Here is a 23481-nt window from a genome sequence, read left to right on the forward strand (position 1 = left end):
TAAGCAAAAGAAGGCAGAGGAAAATTTCCTCTGCCTTCGTCCAATTTTATACCTTAAAAGTCAAGCTTCCTTTCACTTTTCGAACCACTTGATTGATTACTTCTGAAAAAACAAGCCCAAAGGCAATGGAGCCGGAAAGCAATGTTACCTTTGCACCTAATGCCATTGCTTGTAAAAAATCATCCTCTACAAAATTCCTCATCGTATCATAGGATAGTCCACCTGGCACTAAAGGAATAATTCCTGCAACACTAAAAATAATTACAGGTGTTTTATAAAACTTAGCTAATTCCTGACTTACAATTCCTACAAAAAGAGTAGCTCCTAGTGTTGCTAAAACAGCATCTCCTGTATATTTTTCTAATATAAAATAAATAATCCAGCCGCCCATCCCAACAAATCCGCATTTTACTAATGTTTCCTTCGGTGCATTAAAGATCACTCCAAAAGCTGCTGTTGCAATAAAGCTAGTTATTAACTGTCCAATAATATCCACTTTAAACCTTCTTTCATAAAAAGGATAACACTACGGCTATTCCTGACCCAATCGCGAAGGCTGTCAGGAGGGCTTCCGCTCCTTTTGATAACCCTGACACCAAATGTCCAGCCATCAAATCCCTTACAGCATTGGTGACCAATAGTCCAGGAACTAGTGTCATAACCGAGCCGATAATGATCTTATCTAAAAGCTGACCTATCCCTATTTTTACAAAAATTAACGAAAGTAATCCAATAATGAATGAGGCCAAAAATTCAGAGAAAAACTTCACCGGGATGTAACGGTGAAAGTATAAAAAGCCAAAATATCCTACTCCCCCGGTTAACATGGCAGGGATAAAGTCACTCCACACACCCTTAAACATAATCATAAAGCAGCCGCTGGCGATTGAGGCAGCTGCAACCTGAACCATGAATGGAAAGGTTACATTTAATGCTTCAAGTTCCTTTAAATGAGTTAAAGCCTGCTCCAGATTGATCTCACCACTAGTTATCTTGCGCGATATACTATTTACCATGGCCACCTTTTTCAAATCGGTCGATCGTGTTGATATTCTAATTAGCTTTGTCTTAGCAGGCTCATCACTTTCAGCTGAGAAGATGATTCCCGTTGGTGTTACATAACTATGGGTCTTGTCAATTCCATAGGCTGCAGCAATTCTCATCATCGTATCCTCAACACGATACGTTTCTCCGCCGCTTTGGAGCATGATTTTCCCCGCAAGTAAACAAACTTCCATTATTTCATATGTAAGCTTTCTTTCGTTATCCATCTCTTCTTTCACCACAACAATTCTTTCTTTTTATGATTCCTAAGTCTAATCAAAACACCGCTGTTTATCAATCAAAAAAAGCCATTTCGCTACTCTTATATTTCGGAAAACCAAATAACACCTGAAGGATTTATGGAAAAATACATTTAGAATTAGTAAAAAGCAGAGTTCCCTCTGCCTTTTTATTCAACTATTTTATTTTGAAGTTTAGAAAAGTCAGCGTTCGGATAATAGCTGTTTTTCACTAACATATTGGGGCCTAGGCAGGAGACAGCTGGACAATGACAGCTTAATTCCTTAGCAGTTACGGTGGATTGCCAATTATTATAGGCATCTGTCAGCTTGGTATTTATGACATTTCCTAGTGGTGGGGTATCACCAAAGTCCGTGACAATAATCTCTCCATTAAAAATGTTGACATTCAAACGAGAACGGCCATCGGGATCATTTCTAACTGTTACATTTTTACTTATAAAGAGTCTCTTTAAAAGTCTTAAATCCTCTGGTTCATCGCTGCATGCATAAAAAGGAAGCGTACCAAAAAGCATCCAAACGTTTTCATCGCGGATATCTAATAAGTGGTGAATCGCATCTCTTATTTCATTTAACGTTAACGATTCGAGATTACTAGCAAAATTACTTGGATACATTGGGTGAATCTCATGGCGCTGACAGAGCATCTCATCAACAATTTGGCGATGTATTTTTTCCAGATGAGGCAGTGTTCGTTTGTTAAGCATAGTTTCCGCAGATACCATCACACCTGCCTTCACTAGTTCCCTGCTATTTTCTATCATTCTGGTAAAATATTTTTCACGTTGTTTGTAATCAGGTTTGTTTGCCATCCTTGCGAATCCGCCCTCGACAAAATCATCAACAGTTCCCCAGTTATGCGAGATATGTAAAACATCCAAATAAGGAATAATTAATTCATAGCGTGCTAAATCAAGTGTCAAATTCGAGTTGATTTGCGTCCGAACGCCTCGTTCATGAGCATACCTTAAAATAGGCACCACATAGTTTTTGATAGCTGACAGAGAAAGCATTGGTTCTCCCCCTGTGATACTTAGAGATCGTAAGAATGGAATTTCATCTAACCTACGCAAAAGCAAATCTAGCGGAAGTGCTCTGGGGTCTTTTGATTGAAGAGTGTAACCTACTGCACAATGCTCACAGCGCATATTACATAAGGTTGTTGTCGTGAATTCGATGTTTGTAAGCAGCGACTTTCCATATTGTTTTATATCATTATAAGCTTCCCACGGGTCATGTTCAGGGGTAATTTTTTTCAAATAGGACATAATAAACTCCTTAAAATTATTATAGAAAAACCACTTCATTATAGCTGAAATAATGTTTTTATGGTTAATATTAAGCTTTAATAAAAATCTTATGTTATTATTTAATCTATTATTCTATATATGCATAATTAAAAGCTCCTCGATTGAAACTAAAAAGATAGAAATTGTTAAACAGTGGATGGTGATGAATAAGATGGAAATGCAACTTTTAAGTGAAGTCGAAAAGCTGGCTTTAAAGAAAGTAAAAATCTTTAGACAAAGCCTGTTACGGTATATTTTAAGAGCTATGCTTGCAAGTATGTTTATCGGTTTCGGTGTAATTGTTGCATTTAAGACTGGTAACTACTTTTATTTAGAACATTCCCCTTTTGCCTACCCGATGGCCGCTCTTACTTTTGGCTCAGCGATTATTCTAATTGCCTACGGCGGAGGAGATTTGTTTACCGGTAATACCTTTTATTATACCTACACAGCGCTGCGAAAAAAGATGGCTTGGGGCGAAGTAACCAAGTTATGGATTAGCAGTTATGTAGGCAATATTTTAGGGGCCGTTCTCTTTGCCTTTATTATTTATACTACTGGTCTTTATGATGAATCATCCGTAAATGGTTTTCTATTGAGCGTCGTGGAAAAGAAAATGCAAGTACCAACAGTAGAGTTATTTTTTAGAGCGATTCTTTGTAATTGGCTTGTTTGCCTGGCTTTTTTTATTCCACTCGGACTACAAGGTGATGGACCGAAAATGTTTTCAATGATCCTGTTCGTATTCTGCTTTTTCATTTCAGGCTATGAACACAGTATTGCCAATATGTGTACCTTCGCTATCGCTCTAGTCCTAGATCACCCAGGTACAATCTCATGGGGAGGAGTGATTCATAATCTAATTCCTGTGACAATTGGTAATTTATTCGGTGGCAGTTTACTCATGGCATGGATGTATTACTTTGTTAACAAACCCTTTCTGGACGACTATGAAAAATAGAATAAACAAGAGCCGTATTTATGATACGGCTCTTGTTTTATCGACAAATTCCCGGGAAATAAGTCGGCAGATGACAGAAGTAGTTTGAATATTCTAAAAACACAGGAATATTACTCTTATTTCTTTTTACTAAGAAAGTAGAGATATCCCTTAATCATGAAATAGCTTACCTCTTCTGGTAGCTGCTCTTTAATAGGCTTCAATCGATCTCTGCCAATCACATTTACTACTTCTTCCAATAATACCATGTACTCTTCAGGAATGAGCCGATTGAAATCTACTTCCATTCCTTGTTGAGCACACTGAAGTAAATGACTTTCAACGGTGCTTATAGCTAACTCGCGTTTTTCTGCAATTTCCTTTATGGATAAGTTTTGCTGGTGTAACTGTAAGGTCTCCAAATGAGAATCTCCAACAGCCTTTTTGGCTGCCTTTTTCGGAGCAGTCGCTGTCAGTAGCTCTGGCTGCCGGTCAGGGTGGGTTTCGCAGAACTGTCGTATGGGTTGAATAAAATCAAGACCATATTTCTTTAGCTTGAGTTCCCCTACACCACTCACATTTAAAAATTCTTCACTTGTCTTTGGCAGTTTGGCACACATGTCCTTCAGCGCTGCATCAGAAAAAATGACAAATGGCGGCACATTCTCAGTTTCTGCAATCGTCCTTCTTACCTCTCTTAACACCTCAAATAGTGGGTCATCCTTTGAAATTTCTCTTACTTTCACCGTTTCTCTTCGCTGCACTTGTACCTTTCCAAGTAGCACGTCTTTTCCTTTTGGAGAAACATACATTGTTGGAAATTGTCCTTGTTCAATCGCGATTAAATCCTGTGAGATTAAGAACTCAATAAAATCGGTGACTTCTTTCAACCCTTTGTCCTTCAGGATTCCATAAGTCGTAAGCTTGTCAAAGCCCATTTCCATTACTTTCTTATTTTTCGAACCTGTTAGGACTTGCGCCGTTATGGTTTTACCGAATCGCTGCCCCATCCGAATTACACACGACATCACCATTTGTGCTTCTGTTGTTACATCGATGCTAGATCGTGAATCAAGGCAATTACCGCAATGTCCGCACGACTCCGTTTCTATTTCTCCAAAATATTTTAAAATAAATTCTTGCAGACAGCTTTCTGTATGACAATAATCGACCATCTGCTGTAACTTTTCGAGTTCTTGAGTCATTCGTGTACGGTCGCTTGATTGGTCAATTAAAAAACGTTGAACTTGCACATCCTGGGAGGAATAAAGAAGAATACATTCACTCTCAAGTCCGTCTCGGCCAGCACGCCCAGCCTCTTGATAATAGCTCTCCATATTTTTCGGCAGTTGAAAATGGAGGACATATCGGATGTTGGACTTATCAATCCCCATCCCAAAGGCGGAAGTGGCCACCATTACAGAGGCCTCATCTTTTAAAAATCGATCCTGCTCGCGGATGCGCTCGGCATCTCCCATCCCAGCATGATACCGGGCTACATTGATATTTTGCTTTTTCAGTCTTTCGTAAAGTTGGTCAACATTTTTCCTTGTGGCTGCATATATTATGCCCGCCTCTTTTTCATTCTTTTTTAAATAATCTCTTATAAAAAGCTGCCTGTCTTGGCCTTTAATAACAGAAAAAGTAAGATTCTCCCGTTCAAAACCTGTAATAATTGAATTTTCTTCGTCAATAGCGAGTGTTTCGCAGATATCTTCTCTAACCCTTGGTGTTGCTGTTGCAGTAAGTGCTAGTACATTGGGCTGCTGTGGAAGACTGAAGACCATTTGCTGAATATGCCGGTAGCTTGGGCGAAAATCGTGACCCCATTGAGAGATACAATGGGCTTCATCGACCGCAACCAATGGGATATCCATTTGTTTCAGATCGTCAATAAATTCGCGTGATTCTAAGCGCTCGGGGGCTATGTATAGGAGCTTGTACATGCCTTGCTTCGCTTCCCTGATTCGTTCATTTGCTTCACTGTAGCTTAGTGAGCTGTTAATAAAAGTTGCAGGAATTCCTACCTGTACGAGGGCATCGACTTGATCCTTCATAAGTGAGATTAACGGGGATATAACAATCGTGGTACCTGGTAGAACAAGTGCAGGAATTTGGTAACAAATCGATTTCCCTCCGCCAGTTGGCATCACACAAATCGTATTTTCACCAGCTAATACGGATTGAATTGCGCTCTCCTGCCCATTTCGAAACGATGAATAACCAAAATGAGATTCTAATAACTGTTGAGCTTTTTCAAACAACAAGTACTTCTCCCCCTTCTAGTAATATACTTCTATCATTATACCCCTTTTTAGTTGTATCCGAGAGTATTTTCTGCTATGCGAGAGTATTTTTGCTATCCGCCAGTATTTCCGCCATTTGCAACTAAAGGCTGCCGAGTCTTCCCCGGCAGCCTTCTAAGTACAGTATCACGGTGTAAACAGCTCTTCTAATTGTTTCCGTAGGACAAATTTTTGTATCTTTCCGCTCGCATTCCTCGGCAATGCTTCACAGAAAACATATTTACGTGGACGCTTGTAATTTGCAAGACTATCACTGTTTTTGCAGTAGTCATCTAGCTCTTGTTCGGTCAACAGAGGATTCTTTTTTACGACAAAAGCTGTAACGGTTTCACCCCAGCGGTCATCCGGCTGACCAACGATAGCAACATCGAGGACTCCATCATGTGCATGTAAAACATCCTCGACCTCACGCGGATAAATATTCTCCCCGCCGCTGATAATCATATCGTCCACGCGGTCATTGACAAAAAGAAATCCTTCCGCATCTAAATATCCAATATCTCCTGAATGATACCAGCCTTTATACATTGCTTTCTCAGTTACTTCTTCCCGATTATAGTAACCAACCATCATACAAGGTCCTTTAACAATAATTTCCCCTGTTTCACCAACTGGAACGACATCGTCTGGATTTGATGGCCCATCTTCTCGCGTACGTACCACACGTATGTCGTGATTCAAAGCTGCTTGCCCGGCTGATCCTGCTTTTCTAAGCTGATCATTCTGCGATAGGAATGTAATGGCTGGTCCCATTTCAGTCATCCCATACGCTTGAACTAACCCAATACCGAAGCGATTGTGGAGAGCATGAACAAGTGACGGTGCCATTGGAGCAGCACCATACAAGCCAAGTTTAAGACTTTCTGTATTAAATTGGCTTAGATCTTCTTGTAGCAGCATATTCCACATGGTTGGGGCTGCAAAAAATTTCGTAATTTTTTCCTGCCCAATTAATTGGAGAATTGCTTTAGGATTAAATTGATGAAGAATCACGTTCCGTCCACCTACATGAATCCTTGGTAAAAAGGCACAATGAAGCTCTGCACAATGGAACATAGGGGCAGTAACAAGGCCAACATCCTCTGCTTCAAGCTTTTGCGCAGCAATACAGAGTAGACTTTGATCGACCATGTTGCGATGACTATGCATCACTCCTTTAGGTCTACCTGTCGTTCCGCTAGTATATATAAATGCATAAATGTCATTTTCATTTACTTCTGCCTGAATAGCTTCACTGGAAGCAGCCGTTACTTTTTCCTGATAGCTTGAAGCATAGGCAGGTGTTTCCTCATCAATAAACCAAAATGACGTTGAATCAAAGCGATTTTGAATAGCTGAAATGACAGGCTCTAACGCTTTTTCAAAAATAACCACCTTTGGCGTTGCATCAGTTAGGATAAACGCCACTTCTTCAGGTGTTAAACGGAAATTAATTGGATTGAAAATGGCCCCCAGTTTTGCACAGGCAAAAAAGGCAGTTGCCAATTCTTCGGTATTAAACATAAAGGTGGAAACACGGTCCCCTTTCTTCACACCTTCCAGTGCCAGCGAATTCGCAAGGCGGTTAACCTGTTCACTCCATTCTTTATACGTAAAACGGACATTTTTCCTAACATCATAGATGGCCTCTTTGTTCGGGTATCTTTTCACTGTTAACTCAAAAATTTGTCCAATTGTAGTCGTCATTAAATCTCCTCCAATTTATAATCCTAGATTTTTTGCAATAATCGTTTTCATAATTTCATTTGTACCAGCGTAAATACTTGAAACCTGAATATCGCGAAATCTTCTCGCAATCTCGTATTCTTCCATATATCCATAGCCGCCATGAAGCTGCAGGCATTCTCCCGCAATTTTCTTTGCAGTATCTGTCAGCTTCCATTTCGCCATTGAAACCTTTGTTACCACATTTTGTCCATCGATATGTTCAGCGATTAATTGGTCTAAAAATGCTCTTCCCATCTCAATCTCTGTTGCCATTTCGGCAATCTTAAATTGTGTGTTTTGGAACTGACTGATTGGTTTTCCAAATGCCTCACGACTTTTCACATAGTCAATCGTCGCTCGAATCATAACCTCAGCTGCGGTTTGTGCTGCTATAGCCACAAGCAGTCGTTCCTGCTGGAGTTTATCCATCATGTATAAGAAGCCTTTACCTTCCTCGCCAAGTAAATTTTCCTTTGGTACTCTGCAATCCTCAAAGATTAACTCTGCAGTATCCTGACTATGAAGGCCGACTTTGTTCAACTTTCTTCCCCGTGAAAAACCAGGGGTATCGCGCTCGATTAACAGCAAGCTGACACCTTTATGTTTTGGTACAGCATTAGGGTCTGTTTTACAGGCGACAAGGATCAAATCAGATTGAATCCCGTTTGTAATAAAGGTCTTTTGGCCATTCACGATATAATGGTCACCATCAAGCCTAGCAGTGGTTTTAATATTGGCTAGGTCTGACCCTGTACCCGGCTCTGTCATCGCAATGGCCGTAATCATTTCACCCGTCACACAACGAGGCAGCCAGCGCTGCTTTTGTTCTTCTGAACCAAATGTATTGATATAAGGGACTACAATATCATTATGGAGTCCCACTCCCACCAACCCCGAACCAACTCTTTCTAACTCTTCATTAATGACAACAGAAAAACCCCAATCCACACCGCTGCCGCCATATTTCTCATCTAGATCTGGACACAAGAAGCCCTGCTCGCCCATCTTTCTCCATATGGAACGGGGAATCATTCTATCCTCTTCCCATTGATCATAGAAAGGGACGGCCTCTTTCTCTAAAAACTTCCTCAATGACTTTCGAAATATTTCATGGTCTTCTGTTAAATAAGGATGTTTCACTATCAACGCCTCCTACTCAGCTGCCTTATACTTTCCTAAGCATTTACTTGATTCATTTTTTGACGGAGCTGCCTTGCCAAGGTTTAGTTTATGTCCCTCTGGATCAAGCAGAATGCCATGTTGTCCAGAGGTATACAAGATTTCCAAATCATCTTGTTCAGAAATCTCAATTTTGGGTTCATCCTTTTCTATAAATAAAGCGCTTTCATAAACTCAGAAACCGAAAGTCTGCGGTTCACCAATGATAATTACCGTCCAGACATCACTTCCCTTTTTTTGCGACAGATATTGTCTCCTCAAACTCTAAGTCACAAACCACATGACCTATCACTCCACATTCTATTGTAACAAGGTTATAGAATTTTTTGAATATTTAAATGAAATTCTTCCATATTTCCTTTCTACTAAATTCTACTTTATACCTAGGGCTAATAGGCCTTTTTGCGTAATTTGTAGAATGATATATATTGAATATTCAAAAAATAGAGGATTATAATAGAATTTGGCAATAGAAAATTTATCAATTGGAGGAAATAAAATGAAGTTTAAAAAACTATCGGTTCTATTAACACTCATGCTCGCCTTTAGTACCTTCTTTGCATCATTTGCTTTTGCAGCAGAAGAAAACATGTACAAGCCTAAACTTGTTGCATTAGGAGATTCAATCACATTTGGTTTTAAGCTAGAGGATAATCAAATTCAACCATCACCAAATGCATTTCCTAGTTTAATAGCTGATAGAGCATTTGATGTTACCAACTTGGGTTTCCCAGGCTGGACATCATCGGATTTATTCAATGCAATGAATACCGATGCTAAATTCTCCCCAGCCATCAAAGCCGCTGATATTATTACTTTGAATATCGGAAGTAATGATTTATTAGGAGCAGTGGGAATTAACCAAATTATTGCAAATCCAGGTGCTGTTGACCAAAACGCGCTTCTCCAACAAGTAGTACCAGCTGCAGGAATCTTAAAACAAAATTTAACATCGATTATTACAAAAATAAGAACTGAAAATCCAACTGCACCAATTGTTCTTTACAATATATATAACCCATTTGGCGAAAGCACTGACCCAACCTTTGCTTTGCTACATAACATTGGTAAACAGATTATTAATGATGGCGTGCCAAATGTATTACCTGGTATTAACCAACTATACGCAGCAGCTGGCCAAGTTCCAGGCATTTTTGTAGCTGATGCCTACAAAGCCTTTAATGGAAACCAAGCAAATTATATTTTTGGTTTACCGAAAGATTTAATACATCCAAATGCATCTGGTCATACTGCACTTGCTGGACTTGCTGATGTCATTTTGGATTCTATTTTATCAAAGGAAATTTCGTTCGAATTATCTTCACCTACTGCCGAAACAACTGATCCAGTTACAATTGAAGTGTTAACAGGTTTTCATAAAGTCCTTTCTATGAGATGGTTAGAAGGAACACACACAGCCAAATCCTTCTACGATAATAATGGCGCATTACTTGGGGATGTTATTAATGGAAATGAGTTTAAAGTCCAGAAAAACGGAACATACACAGTCTATATTCTAGATAGCTTATATCGTGAAGCGGTAAGAACAATTGAAGTAAAAAATATTAAAGATAAACCAGAACCTGCACCTACACCTGCACCGACGCCTACACCAGCACCTGCGCCAGCACCAGCACCAGCACCTGTACCAACGCCTACACCAGTTAAAACTACTTCACCTGCACCACAAGCAGTTGTAAAGGGATATGCTCTTCCAAATACAGCGTCTCCTGCTTACAACTTTGTTGCCATTGGTTCAATCGTTCTTTTAGCAGGATTTGTTACTTTACAGGTACAAAAAAGGCGCAGGCAAGATGTTTAGTTTATTATGAAAAAAGGTCAGCCACCTATTTAGGTGCCTGGCCTTTTTTATGGAAATACCCTTAATTCATTTCCTCAAAATTTCCCATACCTATAAATAATGTTTATCATTTTCAGCGTTATCCGTTATCATGAAAATAAGAATTTTTTTTCAAAAGGGGTAAATAGAATGGATTTTACGACTATAAGTATTTTCGCCATTATTTTAGCAGTTGTTGCAAACATGGTAATTGGGGCACTCTGGTATTCTCCTGTACTTTTTTCTACCATTTGGGTGAAAGCGTTAGGGAAAAAAATGGAGGATATCGATCCGAAGGGCGCATATGTGGGGTATGGATTAACCACTCTCGGAGGGATTTTCACCGCAGTTGTTCTTTCCTTACTTATAAATTTATTAGATACTGTGACCATCTTAGATGGAGCATTATTTGGCTTTCTAATTGGTCTGATTGCCGCTTTTAGAGAATTATCACCTACATTTTTTGAAAGACGTAACTATACTCTATTTTTCATAAGTGCAGGCTATCACATTGTAGCCTTAACGATCATGGGAATCATTATTGCCGCTTTCGTGTAAAAGATAAAGGGTGCCTCCTATTATGGAGCACCCCTTTTCTATTAATAAATCGTTTGAATACCCTTGCCTGCAATGGTGGTCCATTCAAATTGACGAAGCCTGACTTCGAATAATGTCAACGGATCGCGGAACATTTCTGGATTTGTATTCATTTTTTTCAAGATATCTTGTTTGGTCGATATTTGGGATAATGATTCGTCAATTGCTTCATTTAATACTTTCAACGGCTGTCTATAAAACATGGTAATGTCTCGTTCCAATGATTTTTCAAATAGCTCAAATTGCTGGAAAAAATGTTGGATGATAACGGCCGTTGTTTCTGAATAGTTATCATTTTTTACAAATGCTTGGTATTTGTTATAAAGCATCGCTTTATTTTGAGATAAAGCTCCAAAAAGTTTTCCTGCACTTTTTAGTAAAAATTGTGAAGGCGTATTGCGAAGTAAAATATTGACCTTCTCTAATTGAAACCTACTCGTCATTCTATCAGTATCACGGCGCCAATCATCAAGCACTTTAAAGTCGCATTCGATCTGAATTCGCTCTTCCCCATACAAGCTATTTAAGCCTTCAGCCATTTCATTTAAAAATTCCCGGCCTTGCTCAAATTCTTCTTTCCCCCTAATAATCCATTCTTGAAGGCATGCATAATACTTGGGCATGATTTCTTGCTCCAAGTAATCTTGTACTCTACGATTCATCACATCATTAAGCTCCAGATGGATCGTACTAAAATCGCTGTCTTCCCTGATTAACTCGGAACTTTCTTGAAGTATTTTCGGGATAGCAATAGAGAGTTCGTTTTGGATGGATTCTTTACTAGCACGATAAGACTTTGTAATGGCCTTAATTTTTTGCGACTCGGCATCCTTGAATTGATTAAGAGCACCATTTAACTTCATGACCACTTCTTCGTTCCAGCGAACAGATTCAATTAGTTGATTCTCAACATCAATTCTCTTTTGCAACAGTCTGGAAATAGTTGTTCTTATGAAAAATAAAAGCTTCGCCAAACGTTTGTCTGCTAAGTTTCTTGTATCTCGTATCGAATGAATAAACCCCTTTAAATCGACTAATTGCTGTCCCCGATCATATTGAGAGGAAAAGGCAAATACTTGTGCCGCTGGCAAATAGGACTGAATCTTTGAACTTGTTTCCTCAAAAATTCTGATTGCCTCTTGCTCATTCACAATTGTATCCATTTTATTCAAGAGAAAATGGACGGGAATATCGGGAGCAAGTTCATGAATTTGTGAAAGTATTGTCTTTTCTTTATCCGCAAACGGTGCATTTGCATCTAAGACAAATAATAATGTATCAGCCATTTGCAGATACTGAAGTACTTCATAACGGTCTTGATGGCTTCCATTTAGACCAGGTGTTTCAATGAGTGCCAGTTTCTGCTCATATAAAAATGGAAACGGCTGTTGAAATTCAATGATTGATTCTAGCGCATTGCGACGTCGGTCCATTCGCTCTTGAAATTGCGCAAAATCTTCAAGTGAAACTGTTTCTTCATCTGTAATTTCAACGATAGTTAAATCCTCGTTGTCTTTAAACATCACGAGTGAAGAGGTAGGACTATCCTGAATCTCATCTCCAAGAATAGTATTAATAAAACCAGACTTCCCGCTGCCGCTAAAACCGGTAATGAACAGGTGATGGGTATCAAAATCATTCAATTGTTCTACCACCCAATTTAAACGGTTATTCTCACCCATATCATGGATTTTAGCCCAACCGATAATTCCCTTAAAGAGATCTAAACACTCTTCCCATTCATCGATGTGGCAATCTGTTTCGCTAATAAGATTTTCAGCTTCACTGACCACTGACATACTAATGCTTGTAGGAAAGAGTTCATTCCATGATAAAACGGCGGCTGATACTATGACAGTCTGCTTTGGGGCAGATAAATGAAGCCAATTCGTCAAAAGGTCTGGAACTAGGTCTTCAAGTGTTTTTATAGAATAGTTTCCATTAATCAAAGCAAAATAGGTTTCATAATGGAGGTCAGAGAGCAATTCCAAATGATTGTTTCGACTAATTTCAAGATTGAGCAGCAGATGATTAACCTCTTTTAGCCAGGTAAAATAGGAATCCTCCCTTTTATACGAGTTCCAAATAGATGTTGTAAGCTCTTCGAACTTTTTCTGATCGATGCTATACAATTCAAATAGTGCTTGCATGAAATAGTTGGGATATAGGTTCCTAGTAACCCCTTTTTGGACATATTCGTTCACTGTTTCAAACCATTCAAGTGAACTAGTTCGTTTTGCTTCGTTTACCGCCAGTTCAATGGCATTTCCCCAATCCAGCTGTTCCTCAAAATAAGCACGGGCAATTGTTGTCACATTAGGATAATCTGGGTTCGAGTCGATTGTTTTTTTAATAATCGCTACAGCTTCCTCAAGCTTTCCTCGTTCAATAAAAAGAGAAAACAACTGAAGTGCCACTTCTGTTTTTAAAGTAAGATTGTTTGTATCGATGGAAAGATAAAGGTCCTCTGCATTAGAAAGAAGACCTGATTCATAGTAGGCATCGGCTATATTTTTCCGTGCCCAACGTTCAAGCTCCCCTGCGATGTTTTCCCATTTAAATATAGCTGCTTCATAATCTCGATTATGAAAATAAATTTCTCCTTGGGCAAAACGAATAGATGTTAAATCCGGTAAATCCTTCTGAAGCTCTTCCTGATACGCGTCCCCTAACACTCGTAAGGGCTGCACATTTTCATGTTCATTTATGTACATGTGATAATATGTTTTTGTTATTAACTGACTTTCCAACGTCATGTCTGTTACCCTCCTATTACCATTACCACCACTTCTATGCATTCATATGGAAAAGAGGCAGATTTATTCCTCTATACAATTCGGACAATGTACTCATTTTTAGTCCCTATTATATCGATTCTACCAAACGATTTTTTTATTCTCATTTCAATTATATGTCAATTTGAATACAAAGGCTTCATTTAGCCCTTCTACTTTTATATGAATTCCAAGTATAATGAATTCAAGCTACTTAAAGGAGAAATCACGTTGAAAAAGGATGAAGCTGCTTATTTGGCAGGTTTGATCGATCAATCAAAACCTGCCCCTTTTGCGATAAATAAAATAGAAACCATTAACGGAACATTGCCTCGATTTCATCAATGGACAAACGGTAAGCAAACTTTAGCCGGCTATGAAGTGACTAGGGTCGAGAGCGATACAAGCTATTACTTCCTTTTCATTGATTGGCACAGGAATGACAACTATTATTTAGTTATTTACCTGCAGAATAAATCAAGCACAGCCGCAGAGATTAGAGTAATCGAGGAAATCGACGGAATTCCTCATATCATTTGGAGGTACACGCCGTTAAAACGCGACGGGAAAAACGATCAAAGGAAAGCTTATTTTAAGCAAATGTTTGGTTCAACAACCGTACAAATCAAAATTCCTAAAACACCTTTAGAAGTGGAAGGATTCTTGAACCAATTATTTCGACTCTGCCAAAACCGGATGAAAGCAGATAAAATCGTAGATGTTTTTGATTTTAATTTAAAAGAATAGGGAGGCTACCAGCTCCCTATTCCTATAAAACTTTACTCAAAAATGCTTTTGTTCGATCTCCTTTTGGATGATCAAATAATTCACTAGGAGTATTTTCTTCAACGATGAATCCGCCATCCATAAAAATTACGCGGTCCCCTACTTCCTTGGCAAAGCCCATTTCATGGGTTACTACCACCATCGTCATGCCCTCTTTAGCAAGCTGTTTCATTACCTCCAAAACTTCGCCGACCATTTCAGGGTCGAGTGCCGAAGTCGGTTCATCAAACAGCATGATTTTTGGTTCCATTGCTAGCGCTCTTGCAATCGCAACACGCTGCTTCTGTCCTCCTGACAAGGAATCTGGAAACGCCTCTGCTTTATCCTCTAATCCTACTTTCTTTAACAATGCCAGCCCTTTTTTTCTTGCTTCTCCTGCAGAAATATTTCTTACCTTCATGGGCGCTAGCATGATATTTTCGATAACCTTTTTATGTGGGAAAAGATTAAACTGCTGAAAGACCATTCCCACTTCTGTTCGAACTTTATTAATATCTGACTTCTTGTCGGTAATATCAATTCCTTCAATATAGACATGACCATCAGTAATCGATTCTAAGAGATTAATACAGCGCAAGAATGTAGATTTCCCTGAACCTGATGGACCAATAACCACGACTACCTCTTGCGGTTTAACAGTAACATTTATGTCTCTTAACACTTCATTTGTTCCAAACGACTTTTTTAAATTTTTCACTTCGATCATTCTGTTGACAGCCTCCTTTCAAGACGACTCAATAAGAAGCTTAAGGATACAGTTAATAATAGATAAATAATTGCTGCTGTGATATATGGCTCCCATACGCGGAAATATTGACCTTGCATGGCTCGTCCCCAATACATAAGTTCGGGAGCTGCGACGATCGAAGCGAGTGAAGATTCTTTTATTAAGACAATAAATTCATTGCCTAATGGTGGAATCATTCGTTTAAACGCTTGTGGAAGAATAACATAACGCATAGCTTGGACATGAGTCATTCCGAGAGAACGGGAAGCTTCCATTTGCCCCTTATCAATCGATTGAATACCTGCACGGAAAATTTCAGCTATGTAGGCTGCAGAATTTAATGACAGCGTCAAAATGGTTGCCGCAATCGCATTCGTCCCTCCAGTAAACAGGGGTACTACCGCAAAATGAATTAACATAATTTGTACGAGCATTGGTGTACCACGGAAAATAGTAATATAAATGCCAAACGGCAAGGATATGAATTTATTTTTCATCATTTTTCCTAATCCGATAAACAATCCAAGTACTGTTCCTATTAATATACCAGCCAACGAAAGTCCAATTGTCAGCAGTGTCCCCTTTAGAAAAAAGGGTGCGTATTCTGCTAAAATATCCCATTGTATCCCCATAAAAATCCCCCTATTACTACGTGTCCCTCTGTATTAATTTTGTAAGATTAATATAAAACCAAAAATTGCGTAACTGCAGGTTTTATGAGTTACGCAATTTTTTCACTTATTGTTGGTCTTTTAAGATTTGGATATTTGGATCAACCTTAAACCATTTTTTATAGATTTCAGCATATGTGCCATTATCCAATATCTCATTTAATGCCTTATTAAAATCAGCTCTTATCTTGCTTCCTTTTACAAACATCATTCCATAAAATTCCTGGTCAAATGCACCCTTATCTTCAATGATGATAAATTTATCATTCGGATTATTTTTTGCATATTCTTCGATAACAGTATTATCTGCGACAACAGCGTCTGCTCCACCAGCCTTAAGCTCAAGAATAGCTAAATTATTGTTTTCAAACTTTTTTATCTGGTCACTATTTTTACCAAGAAGACCTTCGACTGCTTCCTGTCCAGTTGTTGCATTTTGAACAGCCACTTTTTTGTCTTTTAAATCTTCAGCAGTTTTGATAGCGCTTCCTTCTGGTACCATGATTTTATTTGTAGATAAAAAATATGGCACAGAGAATTCATAGGTTTTCTTACGCTCGTCATTAATCGTAATGGATGAAATACCGATATCGGCAATTTTCTTATCTAACTCTACGAAAATTGGATCCCAGCCAGTATGAGCAATATCAACTTCATATCCAGCTTCTTTCGCTACTGCTTTAACTAAATCAATATCAAATCCAACAATTTCTCCTTTATCCTGATACTCAAAAGGTGCATATGCTGCGTCCGTTACAACGCGGAGTTTTTTCTCCTTGTCAGAATTTGATCCATTACCACTCGTTTCACTTGAACCACAGGCAGTGAGAATTAACATGAATGCCATGACCATGAGCGTTGTTAAAAGTTTAATCTTCTTCATTTTTATCCCCCTAATGTTTTTGTAAAAAAATTAATCTTTAAAACATTTGTAATTTTTAGAATATAAATGATTATAACTTTTTTTGATTACTTATTCAATCTTTTATTAAGATAACTTTACTAATTTACTATATTAGAGTGACTAAAAAACAATATAGAAATAATGACTCAATCGAGTCTGAATTGAAGAGATAAAAAATGTTTGTCGTCATTATTCTTCTTTATACACAGATGATCCAAAGGTTGACGAACAAGAAATTCCTATGCGACTTTTTTCCCCGAGTAAAGAGCTGTCTAGGCAGCTGCCCACACTCTCCGCTCATACCTACATAATCTATAGGGTATTAAATCAAAAGGGAGAGTTGCCCCATGTATCCTTATGGCCATTATCAAGCACCGCCAGTACAGTATGATTACAATATGTATGATCCTTATGCCCAGCAAGACCTGTATTCACCACAAGATCAGTTTGACCCGTATGATCCAGATAGACAGCCACAACAACTGGAGCGCAGAGTCAATCAGCTTGAAAGACAAAATCAACTGCAAGAAAGAGAAATCAATCAACTTCAACGTCGCCTTCAACGTGTCAATCAACGCCTGCGCCAAGTCGAAAGAAGACTTAACATCGCATTCACTCCATTTGATGGAGAATTTTAAGATAACCAAAGAACCGGGCCATGCGCTCGGTTCTTTTTATATAAAAAGGCAGGCTAAAATCTAAATCGATGTCAGATAATCTGACATATAGTATTGTAAATATTCTAAATTCTAATAAAATAAATAAAAGAGGAGTGAGAGCAATAATGACAAACGATTTTTCCTATAAAGATAAGAAAGTGATAACCATTGGGATTGTCAGGGATCTCACTGGGCTTTCAGAGAGGCAAATACGCTATTATGAAGAACGCAAACTAATTTTCCCCGAAAGATCTTCAGGTGGAAGCCGAAAATATTCATTCGCAGATGTTGAGTTATTAGTTGAAATTGCCAACAAGATCGAAGATGGGGTTCAGACCCACGAAATTAGAAAAGAAATGCTACGGGCTCAGAAGAAACATAATCAAGAGGATATTCGAAGAAAGATGATCCAAGGACAATTGAATGCACAATTTGGTATACGAAAAGGCCCATCTTCTTAATTAGGAGGATGGATTTTTTTGTTTAGGCTGCGTTAAAGGTGCATGTTGGACCGTTATTGAGGACAAATCCTCCTTGATGCTTCATTTGTTTTGTCCTCAAGCGCTCTTCTTAAGAACAAATCCTCCAGCTCCTAATTGAGTTTTCAAATACTATGTCAGGAAACCTCACTCAATTGTAGAATCCTCACTAAATCCATGTAAAAATACAAATACACAGAATCTCAAGAAGATTATCACAAACTAAAAGGGGGAGAAATGATGGATACTTTATTCTTAATGAATAGCTTATGGGTAATGGTTGGGGCAGTACTTGTCATTCTAATGATTGGAGGTTTTATCCTTCTAGAAACGGGATCAACCCGAATGAAAAATGCCGGACATATCGCCGGGAAAACAATCCTTACCTTTGGCATCTCTTCTATCGTATTTTGGGCAGTAGGTTATGGGTTAATCTTCGGCAAAGGAAATCCACTTATCGGACTTTCGGACTTCTTTTACTCTGGGTATGACATCGATGGTCTAGCACTTTCCGGTTCCGTATACTTTTTATTCCAATTAGCCTTTGCTGGTATATCCTTAACGATTGCATTTGGAGGTTTTGCAGAAAGAGCAAAATTAGGAGCATACCTTGTATTCGCCGTACTATTCTCCGTGATTGTTTATCCGCCTATCGCCCACTGGATTTGGGGCGGCGGCTGGTTAGCAGAACATGGGAAGCAGGACTTTGCTGGTTCTACAGTTGTCCATTTAACAGGAGCGATGGCAGCTCTTGCAGCTACTTTAGTCCTTAAGCCTCGGATTGGAAAATACAATAAAGATGGTTCCGCAAACAATCTAGCAGGTCATAACCAAGTATTTACTGCACTTAGCGTGTTAATTTTATGGGTTGGCTGGTTTGGATTTAATGCAGGCAGTACGGTTTCTGTTGACGCTGCATTCTTCGGCTTCGTAGCACTAAATACCAACTTAGCTGCCGGAGCCGGCGTTATCGCAGCGATGATAATTACTTGGATGGTAATGGGGAAAGCGGATGTTCCAATGATGCTTAACGGTGCGTTAGCAGGTTTAGTAGCGATTACCGCTTCCTGCGCCTTTGTCGACACATGGGCTGCAGTTCTAATTGGGTTCATCTCTGGTATCCTGGTATTTTATAGCATTCGTTTCTTCGAAAGTAGAAAAATTGATGATCCAATTGCTGCCTTGTCCGTTCACGGAACGGCTGGTATATGGGGAACGCTGTCTACTGGATTTTTTGCAACACCAGAATTAGCAACCGTTGGGCAGCCAGGATTATTCTATGGCGGCGGCCTGCACCAGCTTGGAGTTCAAGCATTAGGTGTAGTCAGCAGTGGCGTATTTGCTTTTATTGTATCCTTCATCCTATTAACAATTATGAAGGCAGTGATGAATGGCTTGCGTGTGACCGAAGAAGAAGAAATTATCGGTCTTGATATGAGCGAGCACGGAAGCTATGGTTACCCTGAAATGGTGAAAATGGAAAAAACGATACTAAATCCAAAGACAAAGCTAAATGCTTAATTTCACCTTTCACTCCCCTTTTCAAAGTAGAAAAGGGGTATCGGGGTACTTCGCCAACTACTTGTAGAATCACACGGGTCACATACAGGTTCCTTATATTTGAAGGAAAAAGCTCAATTTCCATTTGTGAATGCAATCTGTCTATTGGCGATAAATGCGAGGATGCTCGAAACCTCTACTCTTTCCCGGCTAGAGATGCTACCTGAAAGTAGACTTCCTTCTATAAAGAAAGAAGTATATAAAAACCAGTTTTTAAAATTACTAGTTTTCCACCTATCGTATTCAAAACCTGACAATTATGAAGATAGCCATTATCTACTTATGAATTCGCTCTCAAAAAAACAATAGGTAGTAGTGATAGATATTGTAGAAAACTAATTGTCTTTTCTTTTGTATGGATTCTCTAATAAAACCAAGCTATTTATCAGTCCACTATAGTAGAAACCGCGCGTAAAATACCTCCTTTTCACCCTTCTTTTGAAACTTAAAAAAAAATTTTTTCACTATTTTTATTCACCCCCAACCTTAATATGACAGGAATGGAAACGCTAACAATAAACTCAATTTATTTGAATTGTCAGATTTTATTGTTGACCCAAATTTGGATTGGGTGTAAGATTACTGAAAATATAATTTGCATTAAATATTCTTACAATTAAACATGCCTTCTGTCATCCATACATAGGAGATATGGCATAGATGTTATTTACATTTAATTTTCGACTATCTAAAGTGTTTTATGACTAAAAGGAGTGGTTAGGTTGGGAAGTCAATGGATATTCCTTGGCGGAGAATACGTCAGGAAAGAGGATGCTGTAGTTTCAGTTTTTGACCATGGTTTTTTATATGGAGATGGAGTATTTGAAGGCATTCGTGTTTATAGCGGAAACGTCTTTCGACTCGATGCCCACCTAAAAAGACTGTACGAATCAGCACAATCCATTATGCTGAAAATTCCTTATTCAAAGGAAGAAATGACGCAATTGATTGTCGATACGATCAGAAAAAATGAACTGGACAGCGCCTATATTCGTGTTGTTGTCTCACGAGGTAAAGGAAACCTCGGACTGGACCCTTCCTCCTGCTCGAAACCAAGCGTTATTATAATCGCTGAGGAGTTGAAAATGTTTCCTCAGGAATATTACGATCGAGGAATCAAAATTGCATCTGTACCAAGTAGAAGAAATCGCCCAGATGTTCTAAGTCCTCAAATTAAATCACTTAATTATTTAAATAATATTCTAGTTAAATTAGAAGCTACTCAAGCTGGTGTAGAAGAAGCACTAATGCTAAACGATCAAGGCTATGTAACAGAAGGTTCAGCAGATAATATTTTCATCGTGAAAAGTGGGGTAATCTATACTCCCCCCGTTTACTTGGGGGCGTTAGAAGGAATTACTCGAAATGCTATCATTGATGTGGCAAGCGCGAAAGGCTACGAAGTTAAAGAATCTCCATTCACTCGTCACGATGTTTATGTTGCTGATGAGGTGTTCTTAACTGGAACAGCAGTTGAAGTCATTGCAGTTATTAATGTCGATGGACGTCAAATTAGTGATGGTAAACCAGGAAACGTTACAAACGACCTATTAGAAGAATTTAGAAAAATCGTAACAACAGACGGAGTGGCTTGTTATCCTGAATCTACAAACCACGCAATTGTCAGTTAGGAGATTAAAAAATGCGAAGCGATATGATTAAAAAGGGAATTGATCGTGCTCCCCACCGAAGTCTATTATATGCAACAGGGGTAACAGTGAAGGACTTAGAAAAACCATTTATCGGTGTCTGCAACTCTTTTATTGAAATTATCCCAGGACATAAACACCTTAATCATTTCGGTGAAATCGTAAAAGCAGCGATACGTGAAGCTGGCGGAATACCATTTGAATTTAACACGATTGGTGTCGATGACGGTATTGCGATGGGACATATTGGTATGCGTTACTCGCTCCCAAGCCGTGAAATTATTGCTGATAGTGCAGAAACCGTTATTAATGCTCACTGGTTCGATGGTGTATTCTACATTCCCAACTGTGACAAAATCACACCGGGTATGTTAATGGCAGCAGCCAGAACCAATGTCCCTTCTGTTTTTGTATCAGGAGGACCAATGGAAGCAGGTGTTTCACCAACAACTGGAAAGAATCTTTCCCTTACCTCTGTATTTGAAGGGGTCGGTGCTTACCATAGTGGTACGATGTCAGAAAAGGAATTACTCGATATTGAAACAAATGCCTGCCCTACTTGTGGATCATGCTCTGGAATGTTCACAGCAAACTCAATGAATTGTCTAATGGAAGTTTTAGGAATGACCGTTCCAGGTAACGGAACGATTGTAGCTACATCTGATGAAAGACACGAGCTCATCCGTCAAGCAGCCAGACATTTGGTTGAATTAGTAAAAAATGATATTCGTCCACGAGATATTATTACTCGCGAAGCAATCGATAACGCCTTTGCACTTGATATGGCGATGGGTGGCTCAACGAATACAGTCCTTCATACATTGGCGATTGCCCATGAAGCTGGAATTGAATATGATTTACGTGAAATTAATAAGATTGCCGAAAGAGTCCCATACCTTGCAAAAATTATGCCTGCTTCCGATTATTCTATGTCGGATGTTCATAATGCTGGTGGTGTCAGTGCTATTCTTAACGAACTTTTCAAGGTAGATGGCGCACTCCATAGAGATTGCATGACGATTACAGGAAAAACTCTTGAAGAAAATGTGAAAGAAGCAACAATCACAGATGAAAGAGTCATTCGTCCAAAAGATAACCCGTATAGCCCTGTTGGTGGACTATCCATCCTATATGGGAACATTGCTCCAGATGGCGGTGTTATCAAAGTTGGTGCTGTAGATCCATCGATTACAACCTTTCTTGGTGAAGCAATTGTTTTTGAATCACAAGAGGAAGCACAAGAAAACATTAATAACGGCACAGTTAAAGCGGGTCACGTCGTTGTAATCCGATATGAGGGCCCAAAAGGCGGACCTGGAATGCCAGAAATGCTGGCCCCTACCTCTGCAATTATGGGTCGTGGCTTAGGTAAAGAAGTTGCATTAATCACGGATGGCCGCTTCTCAGGTGCCAGCCGCGGAATATCAATTGGACACATTTCACCAGAAGCTGCTGAAGGCGGACCGATTGCTCTCGTTGAAAATGGTGATAAGATCCTAATTGACCTTCTGGCCCGAACAATTGAATTGCTCGTTGATGACGAGGTTCTCACAGAAAGACGTCGACTCTGGCAAAAACCAGAGCCAAAAATCAAAACTGGCTATCTAGCAAAATATGCAAAGTTAGTTACCTCCGCTAATACTGGCGGGATAATGAAATTTTAAAATTAATCTATATAATTAATTGCTGTTACTTTAACCTACCTAGGGTTTAGGCTCCCTTTTAATCGCCGAGGTTAAAGACCTTGCAGTAGATTTGAAAAATTAATAGTAAAAATCGATGACGGGAATAAAGGAATAAGATCATGTATTTTCAGAGAGCTGGGGTTGCTGGAAGCCCAGTAATACACCTTATTCCGACATCCTCCCTGAGTATTGAGCTGAACAGTCATTCTTATTAGGCTCAATCAGGTGTTCTCTTTGAGCACCTGTTACCAAAAGAAGCGGTTAGGTATCTTTTAGTCGCTTCAAGAGACAGTATTCGTGAGGATACTGTAAAAACGGGTGGTACCGAGAAATGGAAGGCCATTTCTCCCCGATATATTCTGCTTTTGATTTTGTGACTGCAGTTTATTCGGAGAGGGATAGGCCTTTTTTTACTATTCCCAGAC

General features: G+C 39.0%; 20 protein-coding genes and 1 other annotated feature. Of the genes, 10 read left to right on the forward strand and 10 right to left on the reverse strand.

Annotated elements, in window-relative coordinates; all coding sequences use genetic code 11:
- Positions 1-46: 46 nt before the first annotated feature.
- The 3 genes from BLR86_RS09465 to yfkAB all read right to left on the reverse strand — a co-directional run bounded on the left by BLR86_RS09465 (position 47) and on the right by yfkAB (position 2572).
- A complete protein-coding gene (locus BLR86_RS09465; RefSeq protein ID WP_090760663.1) occupies positions 47-496 on the reverse strand; it encodes a threonine/serine exporter family protein in 450 nt (149 codons plus the stop codon).
- Between the two features lie 13 nt (positions 497-509).
- Positions 510-1271 (reverse strand): threonine/serine exporter family protein, encoded by a 762-nt coding sequence (locus BLR86_RS09470; RefSeq protein ID WP_090760665.1) that lies wholly within the window; start codon positions 1269-1271, stop codon positions 510-512.
- Between the two features lie 182 nt (positions 1272-1453).
- Positions 1454-2572, reverse strand: coding sequence for a radical SAM/CxCxxxxC motif protein YfkAB (gene yfkAB / locus BLR86_RS09475; RefSeq protein WP_090760667.1), 1119 nt, complete (start codon positions 2570-2572; stop codon positions 1454-1456).
- A 193-nt stretch (positions 2573-2765) separates the two neighbouring features.
- On the opposite strand from yfkAB, the gene BLR86_RS09480 reads away from it, so the two are divergent.
- Entirely contained in the window at positions 2766-3554 is a 789-nt protein-coding gene (locus BLR86_RS09480) for a formate/nitrite transporter family protein (protein ID WP_090760669.1), read from the forward strand.
- A gap of 116 nt (positions 3555-3670) precedes the next feature.
- On the opposite strand, the gene recQ is transcribed toward BLR86_RS09480, so the two are convergent.
- The 3 genes from recQ to BLR86_RS09495 form a co-directional block, all read right to left on the reverse strand.
- On the reverse strand, positions 3671-5797 hold the full coding sequence (gene recQ, locus BLR86_RS09485; protein ID WP_090761095.1) for a DNA helicase RecQ: 2127 nt from the start codon (positions 5795-5797) through the stop codon (positions 3671-3673).
- Positions 5798-5965: 168 nt separating this feature from the next.
- On the reverse strand, positions 5966-7525 hold the full coding sequence (locus BLR86_RS09490) for a fatty acid--CoA ligase (protein ID WP_090760671.1): 1560 nt from the start codon (positions 7523-7525) through the stop codon (positions 5966-5968).
- 15 nt (positions 7526-7540) lie between these two features.
- Complete coding sequence (locus BLR86_RS09495) at positions 7541-8686, reverse strand: acyl-CoA dehydrogenase family protein (RefSeq protein ID WP_090760673.1); 1146 nt, start codon at positions 8684-8686, stop codon at positions 7541-7543.
- A gap of 538 nt (positions 8687-9224) precedes the next feature.
- On the opposite strand from BLR86_RS09495, the gene BLR86_RS09500 reads away from it, so the two are divergent.
- Both BLR86_RS09500 and BLR86_RS09505 read left to right on the forward strand, forming a co-directional pair.
- A complete protein-coding gene (locus tag BLR86_RS09500) occupies positions 9225-10547 on the forward strand; it encodes an SGNH/GDSL hydrolase family protein (RefSeq protein ID WP_090760675.1) in 1323 nt (440 codons plus the stop codon).
- A gap of 168 nt (positions 10548-10715) precedes the next feature.
- A complete protein-coding gene (locus BLR86_RS09505; protein ID WP_175492839.1) occupies positions 10716-11123 on the forward strand; it encodes a DUF1761 domain-containing protein in 408 nt (135 codons plus the stop codon).
- A 41-nt stretch (positions 11124-11164) separates the two neighbouring features.
- On the opposite strand, the gene BLR86_RS09510 is transcribed toward BLR86_RS09505, so the two are convergent.
- On the reverse strand, positions 11165-13918 hold the full coding sequence (locus BLR86_RS09510; protein ID WP_090760679.1) for a dynamin family protein: 2754 nt from the start codon (positions 13916-13918) through the stop codon (positions 11165-11167).
- Between the two features lie 249 nt (positions 13919-14167).
- On the opposite strand from BLR86_RS09510, the gene BLR86_RS09515 reads away from it, so the two are divergent.
- Positions 14168-14683: a hypothetical protein gene (locus BLR86_RS09515; protein WP_090760681.1), complete on the forward strand. Its 516-nt coding sequence runs from the start codon at positions 14168-14170 to the stop codon at positions 14681-14683.
- 22 nt (positions 14684-14705) lie between these two features.
- On the opposite strand, the gene BLR86_RS09520 is transcribed toward BLR86_RS09515, so the two are convergent.
- The 3 genes from BLR86_RS09520 to BLR86_RS09530 all read right to left on the reverse strand — a co-directional run bounded on the left by BLR86_RS09520 (position 14706) and on the right by BLR86_RS09530 (position 17003).
- Positions 14706-15428, reverse strand: a complete 723-nt coding sequence (locus BLR86_RS09520) for an amino acid ABC transporter ATP-binding protein (protein WP_090760683.1) — start codon at positions 15426-15428, stop codon at positions 14706-14708.
- Positions 15425-16081, reverse strand: coding sequence for an amino acid ABC transporter permease (locus tag BLR86_RS09525; protein WP_090760685.1), 657 nt, complete (start codon positions 16079-16081; stop codon positions 15425-15427). Before BLR86_RS09525 ends, BLR86_RS09520 begins: the two co-directional genes overlap by 4 nt.
- Before the next feature lie 106 nt (positions 16082-16187).
- On the reverse strand, positions 16188-17003 hold the full coding sequence (locus tag BLR86_RS09530; protein ID WP_090760687.1) for a basic amino acid ABC transporter substrate-binding protein: 816 nt from the start codon (positions 17001-17003) through the stop codon (positions 16188-16190).
- Positions 17004-17371: 368 nt separating this feature from the next.
- Here BLR86_RS09530 and BLR86_RS09535 point away from each other — a divergent pair, with 368 nt between their 5' ends.
- From BLR86_RS09535 to ilvD, 6 genes are all read left to right on the forward strand, one after another.
- Entirely contained in the window at positions 17372-17662 is a 291-nt protein-coding gene (locus BLR86_RS09535; RefSeq protein ID WP_090760689.1) for a hypothetical protein, read from the forward strand.
- Positions 17663-17808: 146 nt separating this feature from the next.
- The gene (locus tag BLR86_RS09540) at positions 17809-18144 is read left to right on the forward strand and encodes a MerR family transcriptional regulator (RefSeq protein ID WP_090760691.1); all 336 of its coding nucleotides are present in this window, start codon (positions 17809-17811) and stop codon (positions 18142-18144) included.
- Positions 18145-18402: 258 nt separating this feature from the next.
- Positions 18403-19683, forward strand: a complete 1281-nt coding sequence (locus tag BLR86_RS09545) for an ammonium transporter (RefSeq protein WP_090760693.1) — start codon at positions 18403-18405, stop codon at positions 19681-19683.
- A gap of 39 nt (positions 19684-19722) precedes the next feature.
- Positions 19723-20031, forward strand: a complete 309-nt coding sequence (locus BLR86_RS26945) for a putative nucleotidyltransferase substrate binding domain-containing protein (protein WP_090760695.1) — start codon at positions 19723-19725, stop codon at positions 20029-20031.
- A gap of 413 nt (positions 20032-20444) precedes the next feature.
- Complete coding sequence (gene ilvE / locus BLR86_RS09555) at positions 20445-21353, forward strand: branched-chain-amino-acid transaminase (protein WP_090760697.1); 909 nt, start codon at positions 20445-20447, stop codon at positions 21351-21353.
- Between the two features lie 11 nt (positions 21354-21364).
- Entirely contained in the window at positions 21365-23035 is a 1671-nt protein-coding gene (ilvD, locus tag BLR86_RS09560; protein ID WP_090760699.1) for a dihydroxy-acid dehydratase, read from the forward strand.
- A 106-nt stretch (positions 23036-23141) separates the two neighbouring features.
- Positions 23142-23411, forward strand: a binding site (T-box leader).
- Positions 23412-23481: the final 70 nt, after the last annotated feature.

The sequence above is a fragment of the Bacillus sp. OK048 genome (assembly GCF_900103525.1).
In the GTDB taxonomy this organism is placed as follows: Bacteria; Bacillota; Bacilli; order Bacillales; family Cytobacillaceae; genus Neobacillus.